The organism is Micromonospora sp. NPDC050276 (assembly GCF_044459545.1).
Taxonomy (GTDB): Bacteria; Actinomycetota; Actinomycetes; order Mycobacteriales; family Micromonosporaceae; genus Micromonospora.
Genome location: NZ_JBITJA010000014.1, coordinates 70865 through 85544 on the forward strand (window position 1 = coordinate 70865; position 14680 = coordinate 85544).

The 14680-nt window shown below is 71.2% G+C and carries 15 protein-coding genes and 1 pseudogene; 8 read left to right on the plus strand and 8 right to left on the minus strand.

What is annotated here, in order from left to right:
* Window positions 1-347: 347 nt before the first annotated feature.
* Window positions 348-524, plus strand: a complete 177-nt coding sequence (locus ACIBF8_RS26015; RefSeq protein ID WP_396786362.1) for a hypothetical protein — start codon at window positions 348-350, stop codon at window positions 522-524.
* A 92-nt stretch (window positions 525-616) separates the two neighbouring features.
* Here the strand turns inward: ACIBF8_RS26015 and murQ are convergent, their stop codons facing one another.
* A complete protein-coding gene (gene murQ, locus ACIBF8_RS26020) occupies window positions 617-1510 on the minus strand; it encodes an N-acetylmuramic acid 6-phosphate etherase (protein WP_396786364.1) in 894 nt (297 codons plus the stop codon).
* Window positions 1511-1744: 234 nt separating this feature from the next.
* Between murQ and ACIBF8_RS26025 the strand changes: the two genes are divergently transcribed.
* The 3 genes from ACIBF8_RS26025 to ACIBF8_RS26035 are packed head-to-tail and all read left to right on the plus strand — an operon-like array spanning window position 1745 to window position 7391.
* Window positions 1745-3304 (plus strand): sodium:solute symporter, encoded by a 1560-nt coding sequence (locus ACIBF8_RS26025; RefSeq protein ID WP_396786366.1) that lies wholly within the window; start codon window positions 1745-1747, stop codon window positions 3302-3304.
* Between the two features lie 11 nt (window positions 3305-3315).
* Window positions 3316-4500 carry an anhydro-N-acetylmuramic acid kinase gene (locus ACIBF8_RS26030; protein WP_396786367.1) on the plus strand — a complete coding sequence of 395 codons (1185 nt, stop codon included), beginning with the start codon at window positions 3316-3318 and terminating at the stop codon, window positions 4498-4500.
* A gap of 23 nt (window positions 4501-4523) precedes the next feature.
* Complete coding sequence (locus ACIBF8_RS26035) at window positions 4524-7391, plus strand: FAD-binding and (Fe-S)-binding domain-containing protein (RefSeq protein WP_396786369.1); 2868 nt, start codon at window positions 4524-4526, stop codon at window positions 7389-7391.
* A 96-nt stretch (window positions 7392-7487) separates the two neighbouring features.
* Here the strand turns inward: ACIBF8_RS26035 and ACIBF8_RS26040 are convergent, their stop codons facing one another.
* The 6 genes and pseudogenes from ACIBF8_RS26040 to ACIBF8_RS26065 form a co-directional block, all read right to left on the minus strand.
* A complete protein-coding gene (locus ACIBF8_RS26040; protein WP_167337290.1) occupies window positions 7488-7634 on the minus strand; it encodes a hypothetical protein in 147 nt (48 codons plus the stop codon).
* A 107-nt stretch (window positions 7635-7741) separates the two neighbouring features.
* Window positions 7742-7873 (minus strand): annotated as a pseudogene (locus ACIBF8_RS26045) (GNAT family N-acetyltransferase); the annotation flags it as partial.
* A 99-nt stretch (window positions 7874-7972) separates the two neighbouring features.
* A complete protein-coding gene (locus tag ACIBF8_RS26050; protein WP_396786371.1) occupies window positions 7973-8740 on the minus strand; it encodes an ABC transporter ATP-binding protein in 768 nt (255 codons plus the stop codon).
* An 83-nt stretch (window positions 8741-8823) separates the two neighbouring features.
* Window positions 8824-9927 (minus strand): FecCD family ABC transporter permease, encoded by a 1104-nt coding sequence (locus tag ACIBF8_RS26055; protein ID WP_396786373.1) that lies wholly within the window; start codon window positions 9925-9927, stop codon window positions 8824-8826.
* Window positions 9924-10712, minus strand: a complete 789-nt coding sequence (locus ACIBF8_RS26060; protein WP_396786374.1) for a class I SAM-dependent methyltransferase — start codon at window positions 10710-10712, stop codon at window positions 9924-9926. The genes ACIBF8_RS26055 and ACIBF8_RS26060 overlap by 4 nt, the downstream gene beginning before the upstream one ends.
* A complete protein-coding gene (locus ACIBF8_RS26065) occupies window positions 10709-11713 on the minus strand; it encodes an ABC transporter substrate-binding protein (RefSeq protein WP_396786375.1) in 1005 nt (334 codons plus the stop codon). The genes ACIBF8_RS26060 and ACIBF8_RS26065 overlap by 4 nt, the downstream gene beginning before the upstream one ends.
* Before the next feature lie 621 nt (window positions 11714-12334).
* On the opposite strand from ACIBF8_RS26065, the gene ACIBF8_RS26070 reads away from it, so the two are divergent.
* Together ACIBF8_RS26070 and ACIBF8_RS26075 are read left to right on the plus strand one after the other, a co-directional pair.
* Complete coding sequence (locus ACIBF8_RS26070) at window positions 12335-12553, plus strand: hypothetical protein (RefSeq protein ID WP_396786376.1); 219 nt, start codon at window positions 12335-12337, stop codon at window positions 12551-12553.
* Complete coding sequence (locus ACIBF8_RS26075) at window positions 12510-13499, plus strand: BtrH N-terminal domain-containing protein (RefSeq protein ID WP_396786377.1); 990 nt, start codon at window positions 12510-12512, stop codon at window positions 13497-13499. Before ACIBF8_RS26070 ends, ACIBF8_RS26075 begins: the two co-directional genes overlap by 44 nt.
* 138 nt (window positions 13500-13637) lie before the next feature.
* Here the strand turns inward: ACIBF8_RS26075 and ACIBF8_RS26080 are convergent, their stop codons facing one another.
* Window positions 13638-14204, minus strand: a complete 567-nt coding sequence (locus ACIBF8_RS26080) for a hypothetical protein (protein ID WP_396786378.1) — start codon at window positions 14202-14204, stop codon at window positions 13638-13640.
* A 77-nt stretch (window positions 14205-14281) separates the two neighbouring features.
* Between ACIBF8_RS26080 and ACIBF8_RS26085 the strand changes: the two genes are divergently transcribed.
* Complete coding sequence (locus ACIBF8_RS26085; protein ID WP_396786379.1) at window positions 14282-14458, plus strand: hypothetical protein; 177 nt, start codon at window positions 14282-14284, stop codon at window positions 14456-14458.
* Between the two features lie 52 nt (window positions 14459-14510).
* Window positions 14511-14660: a hypothetical protein gene (locus ACIBF8_RS26090; RefSeq protein WP_396786381.1), complete on the plus strand. Its 150-nt coding sequence runs from the start codon at window positions 14511-14513 to the stop codon at window positions 14658-14660.
* Window positions 14661-14680 lie beyond the last annotated feature (20 nt).

The following is a 14680-nucleotide window of genomic DNA, read 5'->3' on the forward strand; positions in this document are numbered from 1 at the left end:
GGGGCCACCGGCGTTCGTGCTGACGCTCGCGTCCGCACCAACCGGCGTCGGCGCCAGCGGCGGCGATCCACCAACCTGGACAGCTGAAGCTCAGCCGCCCACCTCGCCGCTACACCCAGGCCTCACCGTCACCGTCGTCGATCGGCGCGCTGCCAGCAGACCGGTGGAGCGGGGCCCTCCCCCTCCTCGACAACTCCTGATCACTCACCCGCGTCCACGACGTTGATCAGGAGAGGTTCATGGAGATAGCCGTCATCTGGATCCCCGCCCACATCGAGCCGTCGGAGCACGCCGTCGCGAGGTGTCTCACGCACCTTCGCCGACACTCCTACCGATTCGCAGGAATCATGCGGGCACCATGGGAGACCGTCGAGCAGACGATGATCGACGGGGAGGTGGACGTCGTGGTCATCGCCGACTTCGCCCACCTCCCGCCGGACCGATCCCCCCGGATCGAGCTGGCCAGCGCGACCGGCGTCGACGCGGACGGGGACCACGGGGTTCCCGACACACAGCTCGACTGACACCACGAAGCGCCCCGTCCGCAACGAACGGGGCGCTTCGTCGTGCCTGGCCCATTCCGGGCCGCAGACAGATCGTCGCCGCCCCCGGTGGGTCAGGCCGCGACGGCTGCCCGGACGTCGTCGTCGGCATCGCGCAGCCGGGCCGCGGCCTCCTCGGCGGTGCAGTTCGCCAGCAGCAGCACGATGGCCGTCTTGGCGTGCCCGTGCGCCGCCGCGAGCGCCCGTGCGGCGGTGTCGAGATCGGTGTCGGCGGCCTCGGCGACGATCCGCCGAGCCCGGTCGACCAGCTTCTCGTTGGTGGCGTTCATGTCCACCATCAGGTTGCCGTAGACCTTGCCGAGCCGGGCCATCGTGGCGGTGGAGAGCATGTTACAGACCAGTTTCTCGGCGGTGCCGGCCTTGAGCCGGGTGGAGCCGGTGAGCACCTCGGGGCCGGTGGGCACCTCGATGGCGACGTCGGCGTGCCGGCTGATCACCGCATCCTGGTTGCAGGCCACCGAGACGGTCGCCGCTCCGCTCGCCCGGGCGTGATCCAACCCGCCGACCACGTACGGGGTACGGCCGCTGGCGGCGAGCCCGACCACCGTGTCGCGGGCGGTCAGGCCGACCGCGTCGAGGTCGGCGACGGCGCGGGTCGGGTCGTCCTCCGCGCCCTCGACGGCGACGCCGAAGGCGCGCGCCCCGCCGGCGAGCAGGCCGACCACCCGGTCGGGTGTGGTGCCGAAGGTTGGTGGGATCTCGACGGCGTCGAGCATGCCGATCCGGCCGCTGGTGCCGGCACCGAGGTAGATCAACCGTCCACCCTGGCGTAGCGACGCCACGATCACGTCGACGGCGGCCGCGATGTCGGGCACGGCCCGGCGGACGGCCTCGGCGACGGTCTGGTCCTCGTCGTTCATCGCGAGAAGCAACTCGGTGGGAGACATCCGGTCGAGGTCGCTGGTCTTGTCGTTGCGGGTCTCGGTGCCGAGGGTGCTGAGGTTCACGGGGTGCTCGTTCCTCTCGCTGGTGTTCGTCGCCGGCCGGCGGGGCGGCCGCTCGCCGGTGCGGTCGACGTCGAGCGCGCCCTCGCGACGGCCAGGCCGAGACGCAGCTGCGAACAATCCCCGTATCAGCAGGCTGAAACCACAGCGTAACCAGCCCGGACGGGTGGTGGCAAAAAGTTTCGCGTTACCCTTGGCCAACGTCACTTATTGACAACCGCTGGTTGGGAGCGAGCCGTGCGTCAACTCGACCTCGTCGTGATCGTGCTGTACCTCGTGGTGATCGCCATCGTCGGACTGCGCCTGTCCGGTAAACAGAAGTCCGCCAAGGACTACTTCGTGGGCGAGGGTCGGCTGCCCTGGTGGACCGTCTCGTTCTCCGTGGTCGCCACCGAGACCAGCGTCCTGACCGTGATCAGTGTTCCCGGCGGCGCCTACAGCGGTCAGGGCTTCGGCAACGTCGAGCTGGCGCTGGGCTACGTCATCGGCCGGGTCATCGTGGCCGCGGTGCTCATCCCGCTCTACAAGCGGGGTGGCTTCGTCAGCGCCTACCAGTACCTCGGTGAACGGTTTGGCCTGAAACTTCAGGGTCTGGCGTCGGTGACGTTCGTCTTCACCCGCCTACTCGCCGAGGGGGTACGGCTGTTCGCCTCGGCCATCCCCATCAAGCTGCTCCTGGACGAGTTCGGGCTGAATGTCGGCTACCAGGCCATCATCATCGTGCTCACGCTGATCACGGTGATCTACACCTACCTCGGTGGCATCAAGGCGGTCATCTGGACCGATGCCATCCAGATGGGGCTCTACCTCGGTGGGGCGATCCTGGCCATCGCGGTGCTCAGCCACGCCGTCGGCTTCGACGGCTACTCGCAGGCGCTGGACGCCGGCAAGTTCCAGCTCTTCGACACCAACTTCACGCTCGCGCACGTGCTCACCAGCCCGTTCGCCCTGCCGACCGCGATCATCGGTGGTGCGATCTTCGCGATGGCCAGCCACGGGTCGGACCAGCTGATCGTCCAGCGCATCCTGTCCACCCGCACACTGCGCGAGGGTCAGCAGGCGATGATCTCCTCGGGCATCTTCGTGGTGATCCAGTTCGCCGCGTTCTCTCTGGTCGGCGCGCTGCTGTGGTCGTACAACAAGGGTCAGACCTTCAAGGAGCTGGGCCTGGCCAGCAGCGACAACCTCTACCCGAGCTTCATCCTGCACGCCCTGCCGGTGGGCATCTCGGGTCTGCTGGTGGCCGGCATCCTCGGCGCCGCGATGGGTTCGCTGTCGTCGGCGCTGAACTCGATGTCGAACTCCACCGTCGCCGACTTCATCCACAGCTTCTTCCGGAAGGTGCCGTCCGACGACGTGATGCTCCGGCTCGCCCGGGTGATGACTCTGGTCTGGGCGGTGCTGATGGCGGTCTTCGCCTGCGCGTTCAGCTCCAGCACCGGAAATGTCTACCTGACCGGTCTGACCATCGCCGGCTACACCTACGGGGCGCTGCTCGGGGCCTTCCTGCTCGGCCGTCTGGTCAAGCGGGCCAACCAGGTCGACGCGGTGATCGCCTTCCTGGTCACCGTGGCCGTGATGACCTACATCGTCCGCTACGTCAAGATCGATGTGACGACGGCCGGGACCACCACCGCCACCGCCATCGCCGCGCAGTGGCTGGTGCCGATCGGCGTCCTGATCACCCTGGTCGTCGGCGCGGTGTCCAGCCGGTTCCACCCGGCCCCGGAGACGCCGTACGACCATGGACGCACCGACGAGGTCGACGACGAGGCGGCGGCGGTCGGCCGGGTGTGAAGGAGGACGTGATGCGAGTGATCGGCCTGATGTCCGGAACCTCCTACGACGGCATCGAAGCCGCCGCCGCCGAGTTCGACCTGAGCGGCGACACCCTGCGGATGCGCCCGCTGGGCCGGCTCAGCCACCCGTACCCGGAGCAGTTGCGCGGCGGGATCGCCGCCGCGCTGCCGCCCGCGGCGACCACCACCGAGGCGATCTGCGTGCTGGACACCGGCATCGGCCAGGCCTTCGCCGAGGCCGGCGTGCGGGCCCTCGCGGAGCTGTGCGACGGCCACGCCGACCTGCTCGTCTCGCACGGGCAGACCATGCACCACTGGGTCGAGGGTGGTGTGGTGCGGGGCACCCTCCAGCTGGGTCAGCCGGCCTGGATAGCGGAGGCCACCGGACTACCGGTCGTGTCCGACCTGCGCAGCCGCGACGTCGCCGCCGGCGGCCAGGGCGCTCCCCTGGTCGCCCTCTTCGACGCGCTGCTGCTGGGTGGCCTGCCCGGTGTCCCGGCCGCCCTGAACCTGGGTGGCATCGCCAACATCACCGTCGTCGCGCCCGACGCCGACCCGCTCGCCTTCGACACCGGGCCGGCCAACGCGCTGCTCGACGCCGCCGTGCGCCACTTCAGCAGGGGCACCGAGGAGTACGACCGGGACGGGCGCGGGGCGGCTGCCGGGCAGGTGAACCCGGATCTGCTGCGACGGCTGCTGGACGAGCCGTACTACCGGCTACCCGGCCCGAAGAGCACCGGGAAGGAGCTGTTCCACGGGCCCTACCTGTTCACCGCGCTCGCCGACGCGCCCACGCCGGATCCGCGGGACGTGCTGGCCACGCTCACCCGGCTGACCGCGGTCACGGTGGCCGACGCCTGCCGCGACCACGGCGTCACCCGGCTCGTCGTCTCCGGCGGCGGCGCGCACAACCCGACGCTGATGCGCATGCTCGCCGACGAGCTGCCGGATGTCGACCTGTCCTCCAGCAACGACCTGGGCATCGCGTCGGACGCCAAGGAGGCGCTGGCCTTCGCACTGCTGGGCTACCTGACCGTGCACGGGCTGCCGGGCACCCTGCGATCGGGCACCGGCGCGCGGCACGCCTCCGTGCTCGGCAGCATCACCCCCGGTCGCGAGCCGCTACGGCTGCCCGCGCCGGTCGATCACGCTCCCCGCCGACTGCTGATCGCCGCGTCTCCGGTGGCCGACTGACCACCCTCCCGGGAGGATCGCCCATGAGCACCGCCGTACCCGCGCCGACCGCGGCCGACGTCCGCGCCCGCGAAGTTGCCGAACTGCTGCGCTCGCGCCTCGATGACCCGACCCGGGCCAGCGCCGAGCTGCCCCGGAGACTGGCGGCCGCGCACGACGCCTCGCCGTACCTGTTCGAGCCGCAGGCCGTCGTCCGCGCCGCCTCGGCGGCCGAGGTGGGCGCGCTGATGGCCGGCGCCCGGGAGGCCGGCGTGCCGCTGACCCTGCGTGGTGGCGGCACCAGCCTCGCCGGGCAGGCCGGCGGCGCGGGCGTGCTGGTCGACGTCCGCACCGACTGGCGGCACGCCGAGGTCCTCGACGACGGCCGCCGCATCCGGCTCCAGCCGGGCCTGACGATCCGCCAGGCCAACGCCCGGCTGGCCCGCTACCGACGCCGGCTCGGCCCGGACCCGGCCAGCGAGAGCGCCTGCACGGTGGGCGGGATGGTGGCCAACAATTCCAGCGGGATGACCTGCGGCACCACCGACAACGCGTACCGCACCATGGAGTCGCTGCGCTTCGTCCTCCCGTCCGGCACGGTCGTCGACTCCGGTGCGCGCGACGCCGACGACCGGCTGCGGGCCGACGAACCGGAGCTGCACGCCGGGCTGCTGCGGCTGCGCGACCGCGTGCGCTCGGCACCGCAGTCGCGCGCCACCATCGAGCGGCTGTTCGCGATGAAGAACACCATGGGGTACGGGCTGAACTCGCTGCTCGACCACAGCAGCCCGGTCGACATGCTCGCCCACCTGATGATCGGTAGCGAGGGCACGCTCGGTTTCGTGGCCGAGGCCGTCTTCCGTACCGTCGAGATCCACGACCACGCCGCCACCGGCCTGCTGATCCTGCCCGGCCTCACCGACGCCACCGACGCGCTGCCCGCCCTGCTCGCCGCCGGCGCCCGTACCGCCGAACTGCTCGACGCTGCCGCGCTGCGAGTCAGCCAGCGTGACCCGGGTGCGAGCCCCGCCCTGCGCGGGTTGACGGTCGCCGGCCACGCCGCGCTGCTGGTGGAGTTCACCGAGGAGAGTGCGGAGCGGCTGGCCGCGACGCTGGCCGACGCCCGAGGAGTGCTCGACCGGCTGCCCGCGGTCACCGGCACCGAGCTGACCCGCGACCCGCGCGAACGGGCCAAGCTCTGGCATCTGCGCAAGGGCCTCTACACCGCCGTCGCCGGGGCCCGCCCGCCCGGCACCACGGCCCTGCTGGAGGACGTCGCCGTGCCGATGCCACGGCTTACCGGCACCTGCGACGGGCTGATCCGCCTGTTCGACCGGCACGGCTACCCGGACGCGGTGATCTTCGGACACGCCCGCGACGGCAACCTGCACTTCATGCTGACCCAGTCCTTCGACACCCCGGCCGAGATCGACCGCTACGCCCGGTTCACCGACGACATGGTCGACCTCGTGCTGGCCGAGGGGGGAACCCTGAAGGCGGAGCACGGCACCGGCCGGGCCATGGCGCCCTTCGTCCGCCGGCAGTACGGCGACGAGCTGTACGACGTGATGCGCGAGCTGAAACGGATGTGCGACCCGAGCGGTCTGCTCAACCCCGGCGTGCTGCTCAACGACGACCCGACCGTGCACCTGCGGCAGCTCAAAGCCGTGCCGACGGTCGACCCCGAGCTGGACGCCTGCGTCGAGTGTGGCTACTGCGAGCCGGTCTGCCCCACCGCCGACGTCACCACCACCCCCCGGCAGCGCATCGTCCTGCAACGGCAGATCGCCCTCGCCACCGCCGCCGGCGACGAGGCGCGCCGCCGGGAGCTGACCGCCGACTACGCGTACGCCGCGGTGGACAGCTGCGCCGCGGACAGCCTCTGCGTCACCGCCTGCCCGGTCGGCATCGACACCGGAGCGGCGATGAAGCGGCTGCGCGCCGAGCGACACTCCCCTCGCGCCCAGCGCACCGCCCGCACCGCCGCCCGGCACTGGCAGGCCGCCGTAGCGGGCGTCCGGGTGGGACTGACCGCCGCGCACGCCGTACCGACGCCGCTGACGCGCGCCGCGACCGGGGTGATCCGTGGGCTCGGCGGCACCGAACTCATGCCCCGGTGGAGCGACGACATGCCACGCGCCGGCGCTCCCCGGCCCACCCCCCGCAGCGCGCCGGACGCCCAGGCGGTGTTCTTCGCGGCCTGCGTCGGCAGCCTCTTCGCACCCGAGGACGGCCCGCGCGGCGGTTCAGCGGCGGCCTTCCTGCGCCTCTGCGAACTGGCGGGGGTGCCGCTCGTCGTACCGGCCGGCGCGGCGGGCCTGTGCTGCGGAACGCCGTGGCAGTCCAAGGGCTACCCCGCCGGCCACCGCGAGATGGCCGAGCGGACCCTCGCCGCGCTCTGGGCGGCCAGCGACGAGGGCCGCCTGCCCATCGTGTGCGACGCGTCGTCCTGCACGCACGGGCTGACACAGCTCACCGCCGCGCTGGCCGCGGAGAACCAGGCACGGTACGGCGCGCTGCGCTTCGTCGACAGCGTGACCTTCACCGCCGAGCACCTCCTGCCGGCGCTGCCGCAGCCCCGGCGACTGGGCTCACTGGCCCTGCACCCCACCTGCTCCACCGTGCACCTGGGCGGCATCGACGACCTGCGCACGGTGGCCCAGGCGGTCGCCGACACCGTCACCGTGCCGGACAGCTGGGGGTGCTGCGCCTTCGCCGGGGACCGGGGGCTGCTGCACCCCGAGGTCACGGCCGGCGCCACCGGGACGCAGGCGGCCGAGATCAATCAGCACGACTACGACGCGTACGCCTCCTGCAACCGCACCTGCGAGATGGGCATGAGCCGGGCGACCGGCCAGCCGTACCGGCATGTGCTCCAGCTGCTCGTCGAGGCGGTCGAGCCACCGGCGTAGCCAGACCCCCGTCAGGGGGAAACAGCCGGCGGCCGGCAGCCCGATCGCGCTCTGGCTGCCGGCCGCCGGCCGCACCGACGGCGGCTCACGGGAAGGTCAGTCGGTGATCACCGGCCAGGCGTAGGCGAGCAGAGCACAGGCGGCACCCAGAAGCGCGAGCGAGACACCCCTCGTGGGCAGCGGCAGAGCAGCGAGCACGATCAGGATGACGGCGACAACGTAGAGAAATGCCTGGACCGACATGTTGCTCTCCTCGATCAGGGGTAGCGGGCGGCTGACGTCATCCGCCGGGATGCCCCCGGGCGTGATCGCGGAAACCTCCTGTCGATCACGGTTTGGCCCACAGTGCCCGAGTGTCCGGTGAAGGCGATGACTCCGGCGTCGCGGTGGCTCGGCTGTGGTACCACTGTGGTCCCGCCGTCCGGTGGCGGAAAGAGCCCGTTCGCAGCCGCGTCCAGGATGCCGGTCAACGTACGGTCCATCGTCTCTCTACCACCGCGCAGACCAGACAGTGTCCAGACATCCTCCCGTGCGGGGTGCGGAGCTGGGTGCCCCGGTGTCCAGGGCCGCGCCTCGTCCGCCTACCTCGCCTGGCTGCGGTACCAGATCCGGGGCCGGCCGTCAGCGGCGACGTCGACGTCCGCACACACCTGGTAGACCTGCTCGATCCGGCCGGTGGTGAGAACCTCGACGGGCGTACCCGCCGCGACCACCCGCCCGCCGTACAGAAGCACCAACCGGTCGCAGTACTGCGCGGCCAGATTGAGATCGTGCAGGGTCACCACGACGGTGCTGGCCGACTCGGCGAGGAACCGCAGCAACTCCAGCTGATGCCGGATGTCCAGATGGTTGGTCGGCTCGTCGAGCAACAGCAGATCCGGTTCCTGCACCAGAGCGCGGGCCAGGTCCACCCGCTGCCGCTCACCACCGGAGAGGCTGGACCAGCGCCGCTGCTCGAACCCGGCCAGGCCCGCCTCGGCGAGCGCGCGCCGCGCCAGGTCCAGATCCGCGGCGCCGACCCCGGCAAGACGTGGCCGGTACGGGGTTCGGCCCAGCAGAACCACCTCCAGTGCGGACATCTCCACGTCGGTGGCCACCTGTTGGGTGACCACCGCGATCCGCCGAGCCAGCGCACGCCGGGGTATCGCGTCCACCGCGACGTCGTCGAGCAGCACCCGCCCGGACTCCGGCCGCGCCAGCCTGGCCAGTAGCCGCAGCAGGCTGGATTTGCCGGAGCCGTTCGGCCCGAGCAGCCCGACCGTGGCGCCCGGTTCGGCGGAGAGCGCCACTCCGGCCAGGATCCGTACGCCGGCCACGCCCCACCCGATCCCGTCCGCGTGCAGCCGCACCGGTGACGCTCCCGCCGGGAACCGGTCGCCGCCGGTCGCCCGACCACTGCCGCCCACTGCCCGGCCGGCGGTACCCGGCGCGATCACGGCGTACCCGTCCGGCGTCGCATGACCAGCGCGAACACCGGCACCCCGAGCAGCGCGGTGAGCACGCCCACCGGCAGCTCCTGTGGCGAGAAGACGGTCCGCGCCACGGTGTCCGCCCAGATCAGGAAGATCGCGCCGATCACCGCGCAGGCGGGCAGCAACGTGCGATGCCGGGAGCCGAACAGGAACCGGACGGCGTGTGGCACGGTCAACCCGACGAAACCGATGGCCCCGCTCGCCGCGACCAGCGCGGCTGCCACCAGGGCGGTGACGGTGAACAGCAGCAGCCGGGTGCGCCCGGGAGAGAAGCCGAGTGAGCGGGCGGTATCGGTGCCGAACGCGAACGCGTCCAGCGCCGTCGCACTGGCCCAGCAGACCAGCAGGCCGACGCCGACAACCACGGCGCTCAGCGTCACCGCCGGCCAGGAGGCCGCCGTCAGCGAACCGAGCAGCCAGAACGTCACACTACGGGTGTCCTGGGTGTGCGCGTCGGAGATCACGATCAAGCTGGTCACCGCGCTGAAGAGCTGCGAGACGGCCACCCCGGCGAGAACGATCCGGGTCGGCTCGCCGGCCCGCCGGCCGGCCAGCAACAGCACCGCACCAAACGCGGCCATGCTGCCGACGAACGCGCCGGTGGTCAGGTCGACCGGGCCGGCCCCGATCCGAATGCCGAGTACCAGCACCGCCACCGCTCCGGTGGAGGCGCCGGACGAGACGCCGAGCAGGAACGGGTCGGCCAGCGGGTTACGCGTGAGCGCCTGGAGCACCGCTCCGCACACCGCCAGACCGGCACCGACCAGCGCGGCCAACAGCACCCGGGGCAGCCGGAGATCCCACACGATGCTGTCCGGCAACGCCGGTAGGGGCTGGACCGGCAGGCCCACATGACTGGCCACCGCGCGCAGAACGCTGTCGACCGGCAGATCGGCCGAGCCAACGCTTACCGCCGCCGCGATGGTGACCAGGAGCAGGAGCAGGGCCAACGGAAGGACGTACCGGCCGTCTCTCGAAATGCCGGTGGGGGGTGGCGAGTCCCGTCGCGTCGACGCGTGCGGGCCGCTCGCCGAGGCGAGGGATCGGGCGACTCGCGGGTTCATCGGCGGGCGAACACCACGTAGTCGTCGAGGTACTGCCAGACCGTGCCGACCTCGGCGAACCCGGCCGCGCGAAGGGCAGCCAGGTGAAATTCCAGTGCGGCTGGGGCCTGCGGCGGCCGGTCGGCGAACCGCCGTTCCCGCTGGGCAGCCAGCCCGGCCAGTTGCGGGTGTCGGGCCGCCTCGGCGTACCAGGCGGAGTAGGTGAGCGCTCCGGCAGCGAATGTCTCCTGCTGCACCTGCGCGTCGTGCCGATTGGCGATGTCGCGCAGGGTGGGCGCCGATTCGTCGTAGCGGAGGTGGTCGGCGTTGAGCAGCACACCACCGGCGGGCAGCAGCCGCGCCACTGTGGTGTAGACCCGCAGCAGTTGCTCCGGCGCGAGCCAGTGCAGGGCCGTCGAGGTGAGCACGGCGTCGACCCGCCGTCCGGTCAGCGCCTCCTCCCAGCCGTCGGCCACCAAGTCGACGTCGTGGACGTCGACCCGTGCGGTGTACCGGTCCAAAGCACGCCGCGCGACCTCCAGCAGGATCGGGTCGTAGTCGACCGCGACGGCGGTGGCGCGCGGGAACTGGGCCAGTACCCGGTCGCTGATCGCACCGGGGCCGCAAGCCAGATCGAGGATCGCGAGGTCGTCCGGGCAGTGCAGCCGCAGCACGTCGGCCATCGCGTCGAACCGCAGGTCGCGGTGGGCCACGTAGGCGGACTGCTGGTGGTTCCAGAGTGCGAGCAGGCGCCGGGCGACCGACTGATCCAGCGCGGCGGCCTCGCTGCCGGCCGGCGGGGTCATCGGGTGGTCCCGTGCAGGTTGGCGCCGACCAGTTCCGCCGCCTGGACGCTGCGGATCGACGGATCCATCGACGAGCCGGGCACGGTGACGAACCGTCCGGCGACCACCGCGTCCAGCTTCGACGTCACCGGGTTACGGCGCAAGAAGTCGATCTTCGATTGGGCGCTGTCGCCGTCGCCGCCTCTGGTCAGATCGGCCAACACGATCACCTCCGGGTTGCGTTTGGCGATCTCCTCCCAGTTGCCGGCGGGCCACTTCTGGCCGGCATCGGTGAACGTGTTGCGGGCGCCCAGCAGCGAGCTGATCGCGTCTGGAACGCCGCCGTGCCCGGCCACGTACGGGGTGCTCGTTCCGGAGTAGTACCAGAGGAGTGACGGGCCGGCGCTCGGCGTGACCGTCGGCGCCGCACCTCGGGCGGCGTCCAACCGACTCTGCTGGTCGTGGATAAGCTTGTCGGCCCGCTCCGGGACGCCGAAGACGCTGGCGATGTCGCGGATCTCATCGAAGATCCCGTCGAAGGTGACCGTCTGGGTGGCGTCGGTCGGCTTCTCGCAGGCGAACTCGGAGAGGTACGCCGGTACGCCGAGCGTGGCCAGGTCGGCGCGCGAGCCCGCGGCGTCCGGCGCGTACGCGGAGGTGTAGGTCGAGTAGACGAAGTCCGGGTTCGCCGCCCGGACCGCCTCTCGTGACGGGTAGAGCTTGGCCAGGACCGGCACCGTCTCGTACCCGGGGCGCAGGTCGGGCAGCACCGGGTCGGTCTGGTAGCTGGTACCGGCCATCCGATCGGCGAGACCGAGGCTGAGCATGATCTCGGTGGCGTTCTGTTCCAGTGCGATCGCTCGCTGGGGCGGCGCGGTGACGGTGACCGGCAGTCCGCAGTTGGTCAGGTGGACCGGGGTGGCCAGGTGGCCCTGCGCGGACGGTGCGGCGGCTCCGCCGTCGGAGCAGCCGGCGACGGCGAGCACCAGGCACAGGCTCGCCTTAGTGAAAACGGTTTTCATGGTCGGGAACATATCAGCAGCCCCGCCGCGGCCTGGCAGGCAGGGGGTGCGGTGCGCCCGCCCGCAGCGGACGTCGGCCTGCGCTCCGGCCACCGCCCGCTCAGGCCGACGCCGACGCAGTCGAGGGTGTGACCCAGGTTTCGGGTCACACCCTCGACTGCATTCATCACCATGGCGGGGCGCCGCTGACCGCCCCCGTCCACGACCGCCAGGGTCGGGGCGGGGCGGGCACGGAAAATCGTCATGAAAGGTCCTTCTGCCATCGAGCTGGGTGGAGGTGAGGCGGTGGCGCGCCCTCGGTGCGCCACCGCGACCGGTCGCGCGTACGACCAAATGCCCGGCTCGGGGTGTGACCCGTCAGCCGCCGACGACCCGGCCACCCGAACCCCGGCAGCGCCCACCCCCAAGCCATTGATACCCACCGCTTTCTTCAACCCAGCCCCCGCCGCGCCGATCTTGCAGCTTCGGTTGTCGATACGGGCGGGATGCCCCTTGTGTCGGGACAGCAAGCGCAAGATCGCGGGGCAGGGAAAGGTTTCGGGACCGTGTCTATCCGCGGGTTGCCCGTTCGACCTGGGGATGTTGGGGTCGGGAGGCGGTCCCACGGACGAGGAGAACGCGATGTCGAAGTACCTGCTGATCATGCGGGGCATCGACGAGACGAACGCGGCCATGATGGCCAACACGGTTGTGCGGCAACCACCGCGAGCGCTCGGTCCTGCTCCGCAAGGCGGCCGCGCTGAGCTGACTCCTTCGGCACGGCCAACCCGCCCCGACCACCAGAACCGGAAGCTTGATGATCATCGAGAACGTGGCGTACCCCGCCGGTCAGCACTGTGAGACCACCACACTCGGCGCCCTACTGCGCCACGAGGGCCTCGACCTGTCCGAACCCATGCTGTTCGGGCTCGGCGAAGGTCTGGGTTTCGTCTACTGGGATGCCAAGAACATGGACTTTCCGTTCCTCGGCGGCCGCACCAAGCCGGCCACAATCACCCGGACCGTAGCCGACCGACTGGGCCTGACGCTGCGGATCCAGGAGACCACCTCACCCCGTAGGGCGTGGCAGAACGTGGTCGCCACCCTCGCCACCGGACGCCCGGTCGGCCTGCAACTGGACTCCTACCACCTGGACTACTTCACCACGAAGGTCCACTTCGGGGGTCACTTCGCCGCGCTGTACGGCTACGACGACACCCACGCCTACCTGATCGACACCGCACAGCAGGGCGGTGCCGTGACGACCACGCTGACGAGCCTGGAACGGGCCCGCAACGAACGCGGACCGATGACCGCGCGCAACCTCGCGTACACCGTCGCCGGCCCGAGCGACCGGCCCGACCTGGGCGACGCCATCCGGGCGAGCATCCGCGGCAACGCGGACGCCTTCCTCAACCCGCCCATCGCCAACCTCGGCCACCGGGGCATCGGCAAGGCGGCTCGACAGGTGGCGCGATGGCTCGACCGCTCCACCGACCCATCGCGGGACCTCCCACTGGCCGCGACGCTGATGGAGCGCGGCGGGACCGGCGGCGCCTTGTTCCGCGCCATGTACCGCGACTTCCTCGCCGAGAGCGCCACGTTCGTCGACGACGTCAACCTCCGCCTCGGCCACCAGATGTACGCCGAGATCGCGCCGTTGTGGACCGAGGTCTCCCAGCACATCGCGGCCGCCGGTGAGACCGGCGACCCGAAGCAACTCATTCGCGCCTCGGCGCTCCTCAGCGAACTCGCCGACCGGGAACGCCACGCGATGCAGATCCTCTCCGGCACCGGTACCGACTGACCACCTCGACCGGGCGGTGCAACCCCGGGGACCGACGGTCGCGTCGTACGGCCGTGACAGTCAGCGCAGAGAACAGACCGGTGCGGGTCACCGGAGAGGAGAGTCCGCGATAGGTCGAGTCGCACCCTCGTCGACAGCTCAGCTGGTCGCCTCGTGGTAAACCATGCCGTCGGCCCCCGGTATCAGGCGGGCGGCGTACGCCGTGCCGGCGGTGATGTCAGCCTCATCGTCGACCTCGAAGCCGATGAGGGCGAGGTGGAACGGCACGTCGTCGTACACCGCGACGGCGATGTCGGCCAGCCAACGGTCGAGCGGGGCACGCCAAACCAGCGACTCGACGCCGCTGCGCTGGTCGAAGGGGTAACCGCCGATCCTGTCGTCCACCCGGCCGAGGGCACCGAGCGGAAGGTAGAGCGACAGACTGTCGGTGCCCTCGTACCTGGTCGTGTAACTGCCACACACCACCCGCCCACCGGTCGGCACAGTGAGCGTCCCGCGCAGGTGCCCGTCCACCGTGAAGGCGTCCGCGCCGGGGATCACCTCGACCAGGTCGGCCCCGGCGCGGCACGCACGGACGTCAGCCGCCCTCCACAAGGCACCCACAGCCCGGTCGAGTCGGGCATCATCGGCTGCCCCGAGGATCAGGATCAGCTCGTAGAACCCGCCGGTCCAGTTCTCGGCATCGCTCATGTCATCGGCGGTCACCGCGCCAGGATCCACCATGGCGAATGCTGTGTCAGGCGGATAATCACGGAATTCCACACGTCGAGCTGGAGGTCCGCATGCGCGTCATCCGCATTCTGCCCAACCTTTCGGTGGCGGACATCAGCGCCGCCAAGGGCTTCTACACCGACTTTCTCGGTTTGAGCACCGAGGCGTTCAACCTAGGTTGGGTGGCCCGCTACACCGCACCCGACGGCGACGCGGCCGTGCAGCTCGTCTCCGCGCACCGATCCTGAGGCGATCCTGACGATCCCGAGGGATTGACCCTCGCAGACCGGCGACGGCGGCGTGGATGACGTCGCCATCTCGGCCACCGGCCGCTACCTGCGCGTCCACGGTACCCAGCGGGCCCTGCCCGCGTACGGCTACTCGCTCTGGGAGCTGGAGGTGCACGGCAGCCGAGCCGGTCGCCCCGTCAGCGCGGGCGGGCCGCGCTGACGGGGCAACGTCCCACCGGT